At 67.9% G+C, this 15,188-nt stretch carries 18 protein-coding genes, 1 tRNA gene and 1 pseudogene; 9 read left to right on the forward strand and 11 right to left on the reverse strand.

Features of this window, described 5'->3' with window-relative positions; genetic code table 11:
- Positions 1–113: 113 nt before the first annotated feature.
- Genes ispD through rlmB form a run of 3 tightly spaced genes read left to right on the forward strand, consistent with a single transcriptional unit; the run spans position 114 to position 3,879 of the window.
- Positions 114–1,373 carry a 2-C-methyl-D-erythritol 4-phosphate cytidylyltransferase gene (gene ispD, locus RCH22_RS19870; RefSeq protein WP_327015317.1) on the forward strand — a complete coding sequence of 420 codons (1,260 nt, stop codon included), beginning with the start codon at positions 114–116 and terminating at the stop codon, positions 1,371–1,373.
- The gene (gene cysS, locus RCH22_RS19875; RefSeq protein ID WP_327015318.1) at positions 1,370–2,785 is read left to right on the forward strand and encodes a cysteine--tRNA ligase; all 1,416 of its coding nucleotides are present in this window, start codon (positions 1,370–1,372) and stop codon (positions 2,783–2,785) included. The genes ispD and cysS overlap by 4 nt, the downstream gene beginning before the upstream one ends.
- Positions 2,785–3,879, forward strand: a complete 1,095-nt coding sequence (gene rlmB / locus RCH22_RS19880; protein ID WP_134450028.1) for a 23S rRNA (guanosine(2251)-2'-O)-methyltransferase RlmB — start codon at positions 2,785–2,787, stop codon at positions 3,877–3,879. Before cysS ends, rlmB begins: the two co-directional genes overlap by 1 nt.
- 77 nt (positions 3,880–3,956) lie before the next feature.
- On the opposite strand, the gene RCH22_RS19885 is transcribed toward rlmB, so the two are convergent.
- Together RCH22_RS19885 and RCH22_RS19890 are read right to left on the reverse strand one after the other, a co-directional pair.
- On the reverse strand, positions 3,957–5,279 hold the full coding sequence (locus RCH22_RS19885) for a DUF4032 domain-containing protein (protein WP_327015319.1): 1,323 nt from the start codon (positions 5,277–5,279) through the stop codon (positions 3,957–3,959).
- A 195-nt stretch (positions 5,280–5,474) separates the two neighbouring features.
- Positions 5,475–6,572, reverse strand: a complete 1,098-nt coding sequence (locus RCH22_RS19890) for an ABC transporter ATP-binding protein (RefSeq protein WP_134450030.1) — start codon at positions 6,570–6,572, stop codon at positions 5,475–5,477.
- Positions 6,573–6,824: 252 nt separating this feature from the next.
- On the opposite strand from RCH22_RS19890, the gene RCH22_RS19895 reads away from it, so the two are divergent.
- Together RCH22_RS19895 and RCH22_RS19900 are read left to right on the forward strand one after the other, a co-directional pair.
- Positions 6,825–7,739, forward strand: coding sequence for a thioredoxin domain-containing protein (locus RCH22_RS19895; protein ID WP_327015320.1), 915 nt, complete (start codon positions 6,825–6,827; stop codon positions 7,737–7,739).
- Between the two features lie 130 nt (positions 7,740–7,869).
- Positions 7,870–7,945: transfer RNA gene (locus RCH22_RS19900), tRNA-Thr, on the forward strand.
- A gap of 57 nt (positions 7,946–8,002) precedes the next feature.
- Here the strand turns inward: RCH22_RS19900 and RCH22_RS21260 are convergent.
- The 5 genes from RCH22_RS21260 to RCH22_RS19920 all read right to left on the reverse strand — a co-directional run bounded on the left by RCH22_RS21260 (position 8,003) and on the right by RCH22_RS19920 (position 10,137).
- Positions 8,003–8,215, reverse strand: coding sequence for a tyrosine-type recombinase/integrase (locus RCH22_RS21260; protein WP_369125312.1), 213 nt, complete (start codon positions 8,213–8,215; stop codon positions 8,003–8,005).
- Positions 8,119–8,973, reverse strand: a complete 855-nt coding sequence (locus tag RCH22_RS19905; RefSeq protein WP_327015321.1) for a tyrosine-type recombinase/integrase — start codon at positions 8,971–8,973, stop codon at positions 8,119–8,121. The genes RCH22_RS21260 and RCH22_RS19905 overlap by 97 nt, the downstream gene beginning before the upstream one ends.
- A gap of 37 nt (positions 8,974–9,010) precedes the next feature.
- Positions 9,011–9,316, reverse strand: a complete 306-nt coding sequence (locus tag RCH22_RS19910; RefSeq protein ID WP_327015322.1) for a hypothetical protein — start codon at positions 9,314–9,316, stop codon at positions 9,011–9,013.
- A 65-nt stretch (positions 9,317–9,381) separates the two neighbouring features.
- On the reverse strand, positions 9,382–9,546 hold the full coding sequence (locus tag RCH22_RS19915; protein ID WP_327015323.1) for a hypothetical protein: 165 nt from the start codon (positions 9,544–9,546) through the stop codon (positions 9,382–9,384).
- A 360-nt stretch (positions 9,547–9,906) separates the two neighbouring features.
- The gene (locus tag RCH22_RS19920) at positions 9,907–10,137 is read right to left on the reverse strand and encodes a hypothetical protein (RefSeq protein WP_327015324.1); all 231 of its coding nucleotides are present in this window, start codon (positions 10,135–10,137) and stop codon (positions 9,907–9,909) included.
- A gap of 150 nt (positions 10,138–10,287) precedes the next feature.
- On the opposite strand from RCH22_RS19920, the gene RCH22_RS19925 reads away from it, so the two are divergent.
- Together RCH22_RS19925 and RCH22_RS19930 are read left to right on the forward strand one after the other, a co-directional pair.
- Positions 10,288–10,578, forward strand: coding sequence for a DUF4287 domain-containing protein (locus RCH22_RS19925; RefSeq protein ID WP_327015325.1), 291 nt, complete (start codon positions 10,288–10,290; stop codon positions 10,576–10,578).
- Between the two features lie 256 nt (positions 10,579–10,834).
- On the forward strand, positions 10,835–11,689 hold the full coding sequence (locus RCH22_RS19930; protein WP_327015579.1) for a hypothetical protein: 855 nt from the start codon (positions 10,835–10,837) through the stop codon (positions 11,687–11,689).
- A gap of 16 nt (positions 11,690–11,705) precedes the next feature.
- Here the strand turns inward: RCH22_RS19930 and RCH22_RS19935 are convergent.
- The 4 genes and pseudogenes from RCH22_RS19935 to msrB form a co-directional block, all read right to left on the reverse strand.
- Positions 11,706–12,074: pseudogene (locus RCH22_RS19935) on the reverse strand (DUF664 domain-containing protein); the annotation flags it as partial.
- A 218-nt stretch (positions 12,075–12,292) separates the two neighbouring features.
- Positions 12,293–12,697, reverse strand: coding sequence for a hypothetical protein (locus RCH22_RS19940; RefSeq protein ID WP_327015326.1), 405 nt, complete (start codon positions 12,695–12,697; stop codon positions 12,293–12,295).
- Positions 12,698–12,822: 125 nt separating this feature from the next.
- Positions 12,823–13,401, reverse strand: a complete 579-nt coding sequence (locus RCH22_RS19945; RefSeq protein WP_327015327.1) for a nitroreductase family protein — start codon at positions 13,399–13,401, stop codon at positions 12,823–12,825.
- A gap of 3 nt (positions 13,402–13,404) precedes the next feature.
- The gene (msrB, locus tag RCH22_RS19950; RefSeq protein WP_134450046.1) at positions 13,405–13,806 is read right to left on the reverse strand and encodes a peptide-methionine (R)-S-oxide reductase MsrB; all 402 of its coding nucleotides are present in this window, start codon (positions 13,804–13,806) and stop codon (positions 13,405–13,407) included.
- 270 nt (positions 13,807–14,076) lie between these two features.
- Here msrB and RCH22_RS19955 point away from each other — a divergent pair, with 270 nt between their 5' ends.
- Together RCH22_RS19955 and RCH22_RS19960 are read left to right on the forward strand one after the other, a co-directional pair.
- Entirely contained in the window at positions 14,077–14,379 is a 303-nt protein-coding gene (locus tag RCH22_RS19955; RefSeq protein WP_327015328.1) for a DUF3263 domain-containing protein, read from the forward strand.
- Between the two features lie 70 nt (positions 14,380–14,449).
- Positions 14,450–15,031, forward strand: a complete 582-nt coding sequence (locus RCH22_RS19960; RefSeq protein ID WP_327015329.1) for a LytR C-terminal domain-containing protein — start codon at positions 14,450–14,452, stop codon at positions 15,029–15,031.
- Positions 15,032–15,188 lie beyond the last annotated feature (157 nt).

Below are 15,188 nucleotides of genomic sequence, written 5' to 3' on the forward strand. Positions count from 1 at the left end.
TTTCACACGCTGAAAGGCGGCGCCGCGAGGTGCCGCCTTTCGCACGTTCCGGTGCGCACGTTCTGGTGCGAACTATCCCGCACCATCCGCCCTCCAACAGATAGCCTCCAGACATGACTGAATACGCAGCCCCCGCGGTAGCGGTCATCGTCGTTGCCGCGGGCAGTGGCGCCAGGCTCGGAGCGGCGGAGCCCAAGGCGTTCGTCCTGCTCAGAGGCCGCACTCTTCTCGAGCGTGCGCTCGGGTCCGTTTTCGGAATGATCGAACCCGCCCAGGTGATCGTCGTGGCGCCGGACAGCCACCTCTCCGAGGCCAGGGTGATCGCGGCATCCGCCGCCGGGGCTGCCGCGTCGTACATCGACGTCGTGGTGGGCGGCCCCACCCGTGCCGACTCCGTCAACCGGGGCCTCGCCGTGCTGCGCCCGGGCGTCGAGACTGTCCTCGTGCACGATGCCGCCCGCGCCCTCACCCCTTCGAGTCTGTGCGACGCCGTCGTCGCCGCCGTGCGGTCGACCGGGCATGGCATCGTCCCTGGTCTGGCCCTCGTCGACACCATCAAGCACGTCGATACCGAGGGCACCATCCGTGCGACGGTCGACCGCTCGGCCCTCTCGGCGATGCAGACGCCGCAGGGCTTCCCCCGGAACGTGCTGCTCGCCGCAATGAACGCCGCGGACCCGGCGGGCACCCCCACCGACGACGCCGAGATCGTCGCGGCCGCCGGACATCCGGTCGGGGTCATCCCCGGAGACCCGCTCGCGTTCAAGATCACGACCCCGTGGGACCTGCACAGGGCCGAGGCCTTCCTCGACGAGCGTGCCCGCACGGATGCCGCCGCGTTCGGCCAGCAGGCCGACGCGCCGTCACCGCGGATCGGTTCGGGCTTCGACGTGCACGGGTACGACGATGCCGCGCCGCTCTGGCTCGCCGGCCTGTTCTGGCCGGGGGAGCGCGGCCTCTCCGGGCACAGCGACGGCGACGCCGCCGTGCACGCCATCTGCGACGCGCTCTTGTCCGCGGCCGGCCTCGGCGACGTCGGCGGTGTCTTCGGCGTGGCCGACCCCCGTCTCGAAGGTGCGCACGGCGACGTGTTCCTCCGCGAAACCCTCCGCAGGGTCACAGCGGCCGGGTTCCGGGTTGGCAACGTCACCGTCCAGATCATCGGCAATCGCCCGAAGGTCGGCCCGCGCCGTCTCGAGGCCGAGGGGTACCTCAGCGCGATCATGTCCGCGCCGGTCAGCGTGTCCGCAACGACGACGGACCGGCTCGGTTTCACCGGGCGCGGCGAGGGCATCGCGGCCCTCGCGACGGCCCTGATCGTGCCCCTCATCCCGCTGCCGGAAACCGGCCCTGTTCTAAGCTGGGACGTGTGACGATCCAACTGTACGATTCCCGGGCCCAGGCCTTGCGCGACTTCATTCCGACGAACCCCGGTGCGGTCGGGATCTACGCGTGCGGGCCGACCGTGCAGTCCTCTCCGCACATCGGCCACCTGCGCAGCGCCCTGGTCTACGACCAGCTCCGGCGCTGGCTCACCTACCGCGGCTTCGACGTCACGTTCATCCGCAACGTCACCGACATCGACGACAAGATCCTCGCCAACGCGGCAGGCACCGCGGAGCAGTGGTGGGCCCTCGCGTACCGCTACGAACTCGAGTTCACGGCCGGGTACCAGCGCCTCGGCATCCTCGCCCCCACTTACGAGCCACGTGCGACCGCGAGCATCCAGCAGATGCAGGACCTGATCACCCGACTGATTGACCGCGGCCACGCGTACCCGGCGGCCGACGGCTCCGGCGACGTCTACTTCGACACCAACAGCTGGGCGGAGTACGGGGCGCTCACCCGCCAGGGTCGCGGCGACATGGAAGCGGCGGCGGACGCCGACCCGCGTGGCAAGAACGACCCCCGCGACTTCGCCCTCTGGAAGGGCCACAAGGCCGACGAGCCGGCCTCGGCGTCCTGGCCATCCCCCTGGGGACCAGGCCGCCCGGGCTGGCACATCGAGTGCTCAGCGATGGCGAGCCGCTACCTCGGCGCGGGCTTCGACATCCACGGCGGCGGCCTCGACCTGCGGTTCCCGCATCACGAGAACGAACTCGCCCAGTCAACGGCGGCTGGCGACGCGTTCGCGAAGTACTGGATGCACAACGGTCTCGTGCACGTGCAGGGCCAGAAGATGTCCAAGTCCCTCGGCAACTCCGTCTTCGCTGCCGAGCTGCTCGACCAGGCCAGGGCCATCGTCGTGCGCTACTACCTCGGCGCCGCGCACTACCGCTCCACGATCGACTACACCGACCACTCCCTTGCGGAGGCTGAAGCCGCCCTCGAACGGATCGAGAGCTTCCTCGACCGGGCCGACCGCCGCCTCGCCGAGACACGTTTCGCCTCAAGCGGCGTCGAGGTCGTCCCCGACGAGTTCGCGATCGCCATGGACGACGACCTCGCCGTGCCCCAGGCCCTCGCCGTGCTGCACGAGACCGTACGCACCGGCAACGCGGCGCTCGACGCCGAAGACCTGCGCGCCGCCGCCGCCGCTCGTGGCCAGGTGCTCGCCATGAGCGAGGTCCTCGGCATCAACCCCCTGTCACCCAGCTGGGCCGTCGCCACGGACGAACCAGCCATGGTCGCACTCACCGCCCTCGTCGAGCGCCTGCTCTCCGACCGGGAGACCGCCAGGGAAAGCCGCGACTACAAGGCCGCAGACCGTATCCGGGACGAGCTCGTCGCCGCCGGAATCACCATCGAAGACACCCCCTCGGGTGCGCATTGGAGTTTTGACTGATGAAGAACACAGACCGCAAGGCTCGCACCGGGTCCGTGCGCAAGGGCAGCCGCGGCCCCCAGGTCGGCTCCGGCGGACAGGGCCGCCAGGCCCTCGAGGGCAAGAAGCCCACGCCCAAGGCCGAAGATCGTCCGTACCACCCCGCCGGGAAGCGCAAGGCCGCCCAGGACCGCTTCGCAGCGGCCGGCGGCGGCCGCAGTCGTCCCACAACGGGTTCGCAGGGCGGGCAGCGCTCCACCGCCAACTCCGGCGGCGGTGGCACCTCCACCCGCAAGGCCAAGTCGATCGACGAGCACGAGATCGTCACCGGACGCAACTCGGTGCTCGAGGCCCTGCGCGCGAAGATCCCCGCGAGCACCCTGTACATCGCGACCCGCATCGAAATGGATGATCGGGTCAAGGAAGTCCTGACCCTCGCGACGGGCCGCGGCATCCCGGTGCTCGAAGTAATGCGACCGGAACTCGACCGCCTCGCAGGCCGCGACGCCGTGCACCAGGGCCTCGCACTCAAGGTGCCCGCGTACGAGTACGCGCACCCGATGGAGCTCCTCGAGCTCACGATCAGCCGCGGCTTCAAGCCGTTGTTCGTCGCCCTCGACGGCATCACCGATCCCCGCAACCTGGGAGCCATCATCCGTTCTACCGCGGCATTCGGCGGCCACGGCGTGATCGTGCCGCAGCGCCGGTCGGTCGGCGTCACGGCATCCGCGTGGAAGACATCCGCCGGTGCCGCTGCGCGTACGCCCGTCGCCATGGCGAGCAACCTCACCCAGACACTCAAATCGCTCAAAGAGGTCGGCGTTCTCGTGATCGGTCTCGACGGCGGCGGAGACACCTCGCTGCCCGAGCTCGGCCTCGGCTTCGCGGAGCGCCCGATCGTGGTCGTCGTCGGCAGCGAGGGCAAGGGCCTGTCGCGCCTCGTCACCGAAACCTGCGACGCGATCGTCTCGATCCCGATCAGCGCGAGCACAGAGTCCCTCAACGCCGGCATCGCCGCGAGCGTCACGCTCTACGAGATCTCCCGCCTGCGCGCGGCAGCGAAGGTCGCTAAGGCCGTCAAGCTCGCCGCCGCCAAGGCAGCCGCCACCGCCTGACCCGTCACCGGGTCAGGGTTCGCCACGACGGAGGATGCCGCGGGCCGCGGCATCCGGACGTCGCCCGGACCGGACGTCTAGACCTTGAGGCGCCAGTCCTGGGCGTCGTCAGCGCTGGTATCACCGGCGCCCGCGGCGACGTCGTCGTTCGTGACGTCGATCGGAAGTGTGATGGACCCGGTCGCGGGTTCGATCACGGTCGCCTCGTCGCGGCGGTGACGCAGGACATCCTGCACATAGGACGTGACAGCTTCGGCGAGCGGGATGTCCCTGGACTGGTTCTGGGCCATGTACCAGCGGTGATCGAGCAGCTGGTGGAACACCTCTGCCGGCTCGAGCTTGCCCTTGAGGTCGCGCGGAATCGCGCGGATGACGGGTTCGAAGACCCGGACGACCCACTCGTGGGCGAGGGACTCTTCGTCGCTCGCCGGGTCGCCGTACGCGAGGCGGTAGGCGTCGAGGTCGTTGAGCAGGCGCCTGGCCTGGTTCTCCTCGGCGTCGAGGCCGGTCAGCCGCAGCAGGCGGCGCTGGTGGTGCCCCGCATCCACGACCTTGGGCTGGATGCGCACGGTCGAGCCGGTCGCATCCGTCTTGATGGCGAGTTCCTCGATGTCGAAGCCGAGGTCGTTCAGGCGCTCGACGCGTTCGGTGATGCGCCAGCGCTCGGAACTCGCGAAGGATTCGGAGCCGGTCAGCTCGGTCCAGAGCAGCCGGTAGGCGTTCACGATGCCGTTGCTGACTCGGATCGGGTCGAGTTCGTCCGCGGCGCGACCGCCGGCCTCGAGGTCCATCAGCTCGCCCGCGATGTTGACCCGGGCGATCTCGAGGTCGTTCTCGCGCTGGCCCTTGGACAGGCCGCCCGGGTAGAGCTGCCCGGTCTCCGCATCGACGAGATAGGCGGCGAACGCGCCCGCGTCGCGGCGGAAGAGCGTGTTGGAGAGCGAGACGTCGCCCCAGAACAGGCCGGCCATGTGCACGCGCACGAGCAGCAGGGCGAGGGCGTCGACGAGGCGGGTCGCGGTCGTCGGTCGCAGGGTCTGCGAGTACAGGGCGCGGTAGGGGAGTGAGAACTTGAGGTGCCGGGTGACGAGGACCGAGTTCAGCGGCTCGCCGTCTTCGTTGGTGCGGTTCGTGATCACGGCGAGCGGCTCCACGCAGGGGATCTCGAGTCCCTGGAGGGTGCGGAGCATTTCGTACTCGCGCTTGGCCATCTCGCTCGTGGTTTCCTTGATCGCGACGACGCGACCGCTGAGGTGCGCGAACCGTACGAGGTGACGGGAGAGGCCCTTCGGCAGGGCGGCGATGTTCTCGTTCGGCCAGGCATCCAGCGGCAGGTGCCAGGGCAGGTCGAGGAGGGCCGGGTCGGCCGTGGCCGAGGTGATATTGACAGAACCGCTCATGGATTGAGCCTACCGGTGCGGGTTGGCGGCCGGGGCCGGATGCCCCTGCCCGCTTGGCAACCGTGGTCGATACGGACAACTGTGGTTCGTCCGCAGGGCACAGTTGTCGGGCGAGACGACGCGGGAAGCACGGCCGAGACGCAGAACGGCCGGGCGGAATGAATCCGCCCGGCCGTTCTCTTGAATCGTTGTGGACTAGTCGGCGACGGCTCCACCGAGGCGGAGGCCGCTCTCGGCGTCGAAGACGTGCAGGTGGTGCGCGGTCGGCGTCAGGTAGACCGTCTCTCCGGCGTTCGGGTGTGAACGGCCGTCGACGCGGGCGACGATGTCGGTGCGCTTGCCCTCGACCGTGGAGTGACCGTAGAGGTAACCGTCGGCACCGAGCTCTTCGACCAGGTCGACGCTCACCTCGAGGCCCTCGCCGTGCGTGGTCGAGAGGTGGATGTCCTCCGGGCGGACACCGATGGTGACCTTCGGGCCGGTCGCGCCCGCGATGATCTCGCGGGCGACCGGGATCGTGGCGGTGCCGAACTTGATGCCACCCTCGACGGTGTCCGCGAGGAAGAGGTTCATGGCCGGGCTGCCGATGAAGCCGGCGACGAAGACGTTGTTCGGCTTGGCGTACAGGTCGCGCGGGGTGCCGACCTGCTGGAGCACGCCATCCTTGAGCACCGCGATGCGGTCACCCATGGTGAGGGCTTCCGTCTGGTCGTGGGTGACGTAGACGGTCGTGACGCCGAGGCGACGCTGCAGCGAGGCGATCTGGGTGCGGGTCTGTACGCGGAGCTTGGCGTCGAGGTTCGACAGCGGCTCGTCCATGAGGAACACCTGGGGCTGACGCACGATGGCACGGCCCATGGCGACGCGCTGACGCTGGCCACCCGAGAGGGCCTTCGGCTTGCGGCTGAGGTACGGCTCGAGGTCGAGCAGCTTGGCGGCTTCGAGAACGCGGGCTGCACGCTCGTCCTTGTTGACGCCGGCGATCTTGAGCGCGAAGCCCATGTTCTCGGCGACCGTCATGTGCGGGTACAGGGCGTAGTTCTGGAAGACCATCGCGATGTCGCGGTCCTTCGGGGGAACATCCGTCACATTGCGCTCACCGATGAAGATGTTACCGTCGTTGACCTCTTCGAGGCCGGCGAGCATGCGCAGGGACGTTGACTTTCCACAGCCGGAGGGACCGACGAGGACGAGGAATTCACCATCGGCAACCGACAGGTCGAGGTGGTCGACCGCGGGGCGGGTGGAACCCGGGTAGAGACGGGTTGCTTTGTCAAAGGTGACTGAAGCCATTTTCGGTATTCTCCTTCACCGGCAGGTACGTGCCGGACGATCCGTAGTGATGGGATTTATTGTCGGCCTGCGCATGGCAGGATCCGACTGTTCCAGTATGACACGCCCGAACAGGGGGTCTGCGGCGGTTTTGCCCAGCGGATGCGGCGCAAGGCAGCCCCTGTCTGGTCATTTCCCAGACTGGAGTCCTATTATTTGGAGGGCATTTACATAGGAAATGTCGATCCAAAGACCTACCCGAAGCGAGCATTCATGACTATTGGCGGATCTGGCGAGAGTCGACCTTCCCGAAATAAGCGACGCGACGCGGTCCGCACGAAGGCTACCCAGCTGCGTGTCGAGCAGAAGAAGAAGAACCGTCGCAACCGGTTCCTGCTGCAGGGCGGCATCCTGGTTGTGGCACTCGCTATCGTCGCGGTCATCGCACTCGTCGTCATGAATTCGATCCGCCCCGCAGGCCCCGGCCCCGCGAACATGGCCAGTGACGGCGTCCTCATCGGCGAGGGCATGAAGGTCACCGAGACCACGGCCCTCAAGGCCGGCGCCGACGCCGTGCCGTCCACACCGGATGCGACCGGAACCGTCGCCGACATCCGCGTATACGTCGACTACCTGTGCCCGTTCTGCGGCCAGTTCGAAACGACCAACAGCGACCAGATCGTGAAGTGGGTCACCTCGGGTGCCGCAACGGTCGAGATCCACCCGATCTCGATCCTGACCAGCAAGTCAGCTGGAACCCAGTACTCGCTCCGCTCGGCGAACGCTGCCGCGTGCGTCGCCGACTATTCCCCCAATGATTTCTTCGCCTTCAACGCCGCACTCTTCGCGAACCAGCCGAAGGAAGGCACCGCGGGGCTGGACGACGCAGCAATCATGGGGCTCGTGAAGAGCTCCGGAGTCGCGTCATCCGTCTCGGAGATCGACTCCTGCATCACCGACGTACGCTACAAGGCCTGGGTCGTCGCCGCGACCAACCGGGCGCTGTCCGGGCCGCTGCCCAACACCACGGTCGAGGCCGTGACCGGCACTCCGACCGTGCTCGTGAACGGCAAGCAGTACTCGGGCGCTCTCGATGACCCCAAGGAATTCGCTGCATTCGTGCTGCAGTCCGCGGGCGAGACCTACTCGACGTCGACGCCGACGCCCACGCCGACCCCGGCGGGCTGATCCGGCTGTTCCTCGACGGGTCCGTAGTTTTCGTCCGCAGCGGACTCCCGGCCGGCGGATGCTGCCCGTCTGGCCCCGGAGACCCCGTTCGTCATTTAGGATGGGGGACCGAGGCGGGAATCCGCCTCATGCCGGCCTGGCGCAATTGGTAGCGCACCACTCTTGTAAAGTGGGGGTTACGGGTTCAAGTCCCGTGGCCGGCCCCACAACCCGTGACAACACTGGGATCCACGCCGATCCGGTTCCCACGGAATCGCCCGCAGTCATGATTTAGTCATGATGAGAAACGACGGCCGGGCCGCAAGCGCCGCGTCGCGAGCGCGGCCGACGGCATCCGTCACCTCGTCGAGGCGGTCGGGCCAGAGGTGTCCATAGGCGTTCAACGTCTCGGCCGCGTCGCGGTGCCCGAGCATTTGCTGGAGGACGAGCGCGTCGGCACCGGCGGCGACGGCGGCAGACGCGGCTGTGTGGCGCAGCTTGTGCGGGTCAGGCCGAGAATGTCGAGGCCGGAGCCCAGGACCGCAAGGCGCCACGTGCGGCTGCGCCAGTTGTGGTCGTGGATCGGCCCGCCTCGTGGCCCCTGGAAGACGTAGGCGCCGGGGGAGCGGCCCGTGGTCAGTGCCCGCAGCTCGTCGACGAGGAAGGGCTGCAGGGGCACGACACCGGTCGATCCGGTCTTGGGTGTGCCCGTGACGCGCTCACCGGCCGCGTTGAGCGACCAGGTGGCCTTGACCGTCGCCCGGCGCGTCTCCAGGCTAAGGTCGCCGACGGTGAGCGCGAGCGCCTCGTTGATGCGCATGCCCGTGTACGCGAGCGTGTGGATGAGGACCCGGTCGGTCTCGTCGGACGTCGCAGCGAAGGCAGCGTCGGCCAGCAGCTCGACCTCGGCGTAGCTCAGGTAGATGTGGTGCGCGCGGAGGATGGTCGGCAGCTCGACGCCGTTGGCCGGGTTGACCGGCAGCCAGCCGGCCTTGTGGGCGTAACTGAGCACGGCGCTCGTGATAGCGAACAGGCTGCCCGCAGTACCGCCGCCATCAAGGAGCGATTCCTCTTCAGAGACACGCGAGACGGTGGCTGTCCCGTCACGGAAGCCTCGTCGGCGATAAGGCTCGGCTCCGGCTTCGACGGTGGTATCCGACGGCGAACTCGCGGCGGGGGTCGCTGACGTCGCTTCGTCGGCACGCCGGTAGGCGCAGGCAAGGTGCCGAAGAGTTAGCGATCGATCACTCGGCACGAAGCTGTTGACTCCTCTGAGTGCACGCGTGGCGACGTCAGGCGACGAGTTCGCGTAGTCGCTGGATGTCTGCGGTGACTCTGTCGAGCGCGGTCGCGATGGACTCGTCACGGTGTGCCGCGAGGGCATCCAGAATCCAGCCGCGCAGGAGGCTGGACATCGGTACGTCAAGCTTGTTGGCCAGGATCTCGATGGCGGCGACGTCGTCGGGTGGGAGTCGAACGGCGACCGGGACGGACTTGTTGGGACGCATCGGGGTCGCTCCGGCAGGCATCGGTTCATCACGCGAGGCATCTGCCTCGGCGGCGACATTTTCAATCAGCTTCTGGATGTTGCTGCTCACTGTTCGATCCCTTCTCGATACGTTCGTCGGTCTGCGGCGCCGGCTCGCCATCCATTCGCACCCCATCAAGCCCGAGCGCGGTCATCCCGATGGACGAGGATGACCACGATCACAGCGCTCGCCGTGTGCGAATAGCCGAGCACTCGCGCGCTGTTGCCCGACGTGCTCTTGGGGTCCGGGTCGAACCACTGCGCATCGACGTCGGCCAGCGCTTCCGTCGCCTCGGTCACGGACACTCGATGCTTCGACCACATGTGATCACTTCCGTGCGTCCAATCAACGTCGAACCCCATACGTGAAGTTTACGATTGTAAACAGCAGCTCACAAGGGGCATCCAGGCCGCGCGGCAGTCATGATTTAGTCATGATGCCGAGAGAAACGCGGCAGTTTCGGCGCGCGCCGTGGTGATCCCAAACAGGCCTGGATCCCAGTCGTAGCAAGGAACTGAGGGTTGTAGCGCGTTCCCGTGAGCGGCCGAAAAGGGCCAAAACGCAAGTGGGGGTTACGGGTTCAAGTCCCGTGGCCGACCCCACAACCCGTGACAACACTGGGATCCACGCCGATCCGGTTCCCACGGAATCGCCCGTAGTCATGATTTAGTCACCTGCAGAAGACGGGGCCTCTCGACGAGCCGGTGATGCGGCAGATACAAAGGCCGGAAGAACATCCCGAAACCGTTCGCGGCGGCCGGCGGCAGATAGACGCTATCGCCACCGGGTGAGGGTGTCGCTCCGGTGACCGACGCCCAGAGATCGGCAAGCGCAGTCGGGTCATGGGCCTCGAGGTTGATCGCGCCAAGGGCGATGTGAGGAGCCGTCATCTCGCCGACGCTAGCACGCGTCCGACACACATCTCGGGACAGCGGATCCGCAAATGTGGGATTCTCCGGTCCAAACGATTGCGACCCGGTCCTGAAGGCGGTTTGATGGACCGGCCCGAGATTCCGGGTTCCACCAGCGAAGGAGCAGAGATGTCATTCCAGGCCTACCTTGACAACATCGAAGACAAGACTGGCCTGACCCCGCGCGAGTTCATCACCCTCGCCCACGAGAAGGGGTTCGACGACCCGTCCACGAAGGCCGGCGTGATCGTCGACTGGCTGAAGGCGGACTTCGACCTGGGTCGAGGTCACGCGATGGCCCTCGTGCACGTCATCAAGAACGGCGAGAAGATCGACGCCAAGCACGTCGGGACCGGGACCATGCACAGCGACGCGTCCGACACGCTCTGGCTCGACGGGAAACTGAAGCGCTCCCGGTGACCGGGTGAACGCAGCCGTCGCCAAGATGTCGTAGTTTGACACTGCGGGCAGACGCCGGGCGCGAAATGGTCGATGATGGCATAGTCGGCCTCGAACGCGCCACCGCGTCGACCGACGCCGCCAGACCAGAGGGATGCACGCCCATGCCGCACGACGCCATCGCCCGGGAGGGAGACCGGTGACAGCAGAGCGCTCCGGGCTGCTCGGCTTTGGTCGAACCGCCTGGTTCAGGCTCGCCGTGGCCATCATCCTCGCGATCGGCCTGCTCGCCGCCGCCGTGCTCGCCGCCAAGGGCCTCCGTTCGCTGCCGGCCGTGCGATCCTTCCTGACCGACTTCCCGGGAACGTCGCCGCTGCCGTCCGGGGCGCCCGTCGGCTTCCCGGCCTGGCTGGCCTGGCAGCATGGGCTCAACGTCTTCTTCCTCCTCTTCATCGTGCGTTCGGGCTGGCAGGTCCGCACTGCCGGGCGGCCGACCATGTTCTGGACCCGGCGCAATATCGGGCTGGTCCGCACGAAACGAGCGCCCACCCGGATGGGCATCAACGTCTGGCTGCACCTCTCGGTCGACGCGCTCTGGGTGCTCAATGGGCTCCTCTTCTACGTGCTGCTCTTCGTCACCGGCCAGTGGGTGCGAATCGTTCCGGTCAGCTGGGACATCATTCCCAACGCCGTCTCTGCCGCGCTCCAGTACGTCTCGCTGGGCTGGCCGGTCTCCGACGGTTGGGTGAACTACAACGCCCTCCAGACCCTGAGCTACTTCACCATCGTGTTCGTGGCCGCTCCGCTCGCGCTGGCCACCGGCATCCGCCTGTCGCCGCTCTGGACGTCACGCCGGCTGAGCGAACTCGTCCCGCTCCGCCCGACCAAGGCGGTGCACGTCGGCGTGATGGTCGTCTTCCTGATCTTCGTCGTCGTGCACGTGACCCTGGTCTTCGCGACCGGGGCGCTCCGCAACCTCAACCACATGTACGCCGTGCAGAGCGACGACGGCTGGACCGGATTCTGGATCTTCGCGGCCTCGGTCGTCGTGATGATCGTGGCGTGGTTCGCCGCCGGCCCGCGCCTGCTGCGGGCGGTCGCCTCGCTCGGCGGCACCGTCATCTCGCGCTGAGCCGCGCCGGCGCCGGTCAGTGCTGGGCCGACTCCTGCGCGGCCGCCTCGACGCGTTCAGGGTAGCCCTCCCACCAGGCGCGGTCGGCCGGCGGCATATTGTCGTTGCCCTGCCGGAGTCCGGCTTCCCCGTCGTTGAGCTCTCGGACGAGGTCGGTGTGACCGGCGTGCCGGTGCGTCTCCGCGATGAGGTGCACCAGGATCTCGTGCAGGCTCGCGGCGCTCCGGTCGCCCGTCCACCACGGCACCTGTCCGATGGTGTCGAGCGAGAGCGCATCGATCGTCGCGCTCGAGTGCGTCCCGACCCGGCGGTAGAGGGCGATGAGCGACTCGCAGGACTGATCCGGCGTCGCCCACATATCCGTGTTGAACTCGACGTCGTCCGCCGTCCACGGAAGCGATTCCGGGCATCAGTCATCCCGCCAGCCTCGCAGACCCGGCCCTGCGGGCCAAGCGATCCTTGCCGATCCGGGCCGATCCGGGCCGACCAGGGCCGATCCGGGCGGGTCTGCTCCAGGACTCATCGACCAGCCCTGGGCGCCGACCGACTGCGCGTTCCGCGATCCGTCCGGCAACACGGCACGCATCGCGCAGGCCGAGTGACCTACGGGCGAGCGCTCATCTGGCCGAACTCGGGGCTCACGGGTCGGCGGATGCTGCCGGCGCTCGACAGTGCGAGGGCCGGCAGTCCCACAGCGGGGTAGTCCGCCTGCGGCCAGACGATCGGCTCGAGCTCCCGGCTAGCCAGGCGGGACCGCGGCCCCTTGGCGAGCAGGACGACCCAGACATAGCAGCCGACGAGCGCCCAGAGGAAACGGAGCACGATATCCACGAGCGGTTCCAGGATGGTGGCGTCGGCATCGTCGAGGCTCGGGCTCCGGGGAACGGCGGAGGCGGTGGCAGCAGGAGCGTCGGCGGTCAGGGGTGCTGTCGCAGCCGGCCGCAGGACGGTCAGCGTGGCGAGGGAGACGGTGTCGGGCCGGACGAGTGTGCTGATTTCTGCGCTCACGCCACGAGGATACGTCCCGCGCCTGCTGCGCCCGGGACATTCTGCCGACGTTCAGGTAAAGAAACGGTGAAGCCTCGCCTTCGCGCGACCCTGAAAAACTGAAAATGGGGGCAGTCAGGGGGTGGTCAGAGTGCGGTGAGGTGCGCGGCAGGGTCGATCGGGAGCCGGACGCCCGGCTTCGCACCAGACGGCACTCCGCCGACATAGAGCCAGCCGAGCAACTCCTCCGACCCGGCGAGCCCGTGCAGCCGGTGCACCTCGGCGGTGCGGGTGAACGCCCCGGTGCGCCACATCACACCCCAGCCGGCCTGCGCCAACAGGAGGCTCAGGGCGTGTCCGACACCCGCCGCGGTGACGTCCTGTTCCCAGGGTTCGACCTTGTCGCTCTCCCGATGGCTCGCGACGACCGCGATCAACAGCGACGCCCGAAGCGGCTTACCCGCAAGCTTGGCCAGCTCCGCAGCGGACGGCGGTTCCGCACCGGCCTCAGCGGCGAGGCGGGCGGATGCCGCGGCGAACGCCGCCCCGAGCCGCGTGCGGGCATCCCCGCGCAGCTCGATCAGGCGCCAGGGCCGCAAGGCCCCGTGGTCGGCCACGCGCGCGCACGCGGCCACGAGCGGGAGCAGGTCGTCGTGCGTAGGGGCATCCGTCGTCACGGCGGACGAAGAACGCCGCCCGCCGATGGCCTCGAGCGCCGTGGACACGGTCTAGTCGACCGGCTTGAACTCGAGCGAGATGGAGTTCATGCAGTAGCGGTCCCCGGTCGGGGTGCCGAAACCGTCGTCGAAGACGTGCCCGAGATGCGAACCGCAGTTCGCGCAGCGCACCTCGGTGCGGACGACGCCGAGGGAGGTGTCCTCGATGAGTTCGACGGCCTCCGGGCGCACCGACTCATAGAAGCTCGGCCAGCCGCAGCCGGAATCGAACTTCGTGCCGCTCTTGAAGAGTTCGGCGTGGCAGGCGCCGCAGGTATAGATGCCGGAGCGGCTCTCGTCGAGTAGCTCCCCGGTCCAGGCCCGCTCGGTGGCGGCCTGCCGCAGTACGGCAAACTTCTCCGGCCCGAGTTCCGCGGCCCATTCAGCGTCTGACTTCGTGACTTCGTAGTCCATGGTTCATCCTTCCCATCGGGCGAGGGCGCAGTGCAGCGTGGCCGCCAACCCTCCCAACAAGCTTAAACTCAGCCCGGCAGCGGCGTATTCCGATTCCCGGGCCCGTTCAGCACTTTCACAACGGGATGTTCGACGGGACGCTCCCGCGACTGCCCGGGCACTTTCCTCCCGACGAGGGAGCGACCCGCGTGGCCCAGCAAATCCATAGCCGACGCCAAATAGGATTCGAGCAGCGAATGGCGATGGTGAAAGAGGTGGATGGTGGACGGCGTGCCTGACCCGAACCCCGCCGACTCCCCGGGCGGACTCACCGACCGCGACCGCGGCATCCTGAGCTTCGAACGGCGCTGGTTCACGCATGCCGGAGCCAAGGAGCAGGCGATCCGTTCCGAGTTCGGGCTGTCCTCGGCCCGGTACTATCAACTATTGGGCGTTTTGATCGACTCCCCTCTTGCCCTGGCTCACGATCCGATGCTGGTGAAACGCCTGCAGCGGATGCGTGCAGCCCGTGCGCAGGCACGGGAGCGCCGGACAGTGCGCGCTCCGGAGCACCGAACCAGCCCCGCCCCCTAGGCGCAGCCGGCTTTCCGACCCCGACGTTCCACCCATTCGCCCGCGACAAGAGGATCGACCCAGCCCCACAATGCCTCCCACCTATCCGAAAGACCGCTTCGACCATCTGCCGCACTCCCTCGACCGGGTGGGCGCCCATCGCGCCCCCGGAAAGAAGGGACGCCACTGGGTTGCGTTCTGGTGGGCACTGGGGGCAACGGCCGTCCTGATCGGCCTCGGAGTCTTCGGGATGGCCTCGCTCAGCAACAAACTGAACATCGCGATCCCCGGGCTGTCCTCCAGTTCGGCGACAGACCCGGCAACGGCAACGGATGCCGCGACCGCCGTTCCGACGGCCGTCGCGACGGTCGATCCGAGCCTCACCGTAACCGTGCTCAACGGTACAAAGGGAACGGGTGTCGCCAAGGCTGCCGGGGACGTGCTCTCCGCGGCCGGCTGGACTGTCGGCGCGCTCAGTAACGCGAGCACCGAAGATGTGACCAAGACGACCGTGTACTACGCCGATGCGACCCTCGAGGGCGCCGCCCGCGGGGTCGCGGCTTCGTTGCCGGGATCCACGGTGCTCCTCGCGAGCGACTTCGCGGCCTCGGGGGCCGACCTCACGGTCGTCGTCGGGGCGGACTTCGTGTCCAGCACCACGCCCACGTCCTGACCGGCCATTCGCCTCCGGTTACATAACTCCACGGGGGCTCTTCGTCAACCCCCTTTCGTTCTTTCTTGGCTTCAGTACTCTTTGATTCAGGTCGCTCATCTCGTTCGTCCGGTTGCCCCCCTGGGGCATCCGACCGGTCGGATCAGATGGACGCAGT

The organism is Cryobacterium sp. GrIS_2_6 (genome assembly GCF_035984545.1).
In the GTDB taxonomy this organism is placed as follows: Bacteria; Actinomycetota; Actinomycetes; order Actinomycetales; family Microbacteriaceae; genus Cryobacterium.

Coding starts and splice junctions, on each gene's coding strand:
- ispD (WP_327015317.1), top strand. CDS start 114: ATGACTGAATACGCAGCCCCCGCGGTAGCGGTCATCGTCGTTGCCGCG.
- rlmB (WP_134450028.1), top strand. CDS start 2,785: ATGAAGAACACAGACCGCAAGGCTCGCACCGGGTCCGTGCGCAAGGGC.
- RCH22_RS19885 (WP_327015319.1), bottom strand. CDS start 5,279: ATGAGCGGTTCTGTCAATATCACCTCGGCCACGGCCGACCCGGCCCTC.
- RCH22_RS19890 (WP_134450030.1), bottom strand. CDS start 6,572: ATGGCTTCAGTCACCTTTGACAAAGCAACCCGTCTCTACCCGGGTTCC.
- RCH22_RS19895 (WP_327015320.1), top strand. CDS start 6,825: ATGACTATTGGCGGATCTGGCGAGAGTCGACCTTCCCGAAATAAGCGA.
- RCH22_RS19920 (WP_327015324.1), bottom strand. CDS start 10,137: ATGACGGCTCCTCACATCGCCCTTGGCGCGATCAACCTCGAGGCCCAT.
- RCH22_RS19925 (WP_327015325.1), top strand. CDS start 10,288: ATGTCATTCCAGGCCTACCTTGACAACATCGAAGACAAGACTGGCCTG.
- msrB (WP_134450046.1), bottom strand. CDS start 13,806: ATGGACTACGAAGTCACGAAGTCAGACGCTGAATGGGCCGCGGAACTC.
- RCH22_RS19960 (WP_327015329.1), top strand. CDS start 14,450: ATGCCTCCCACCTATCCGAAAGACCGCTTCGACCATCTGCCGCACTCC.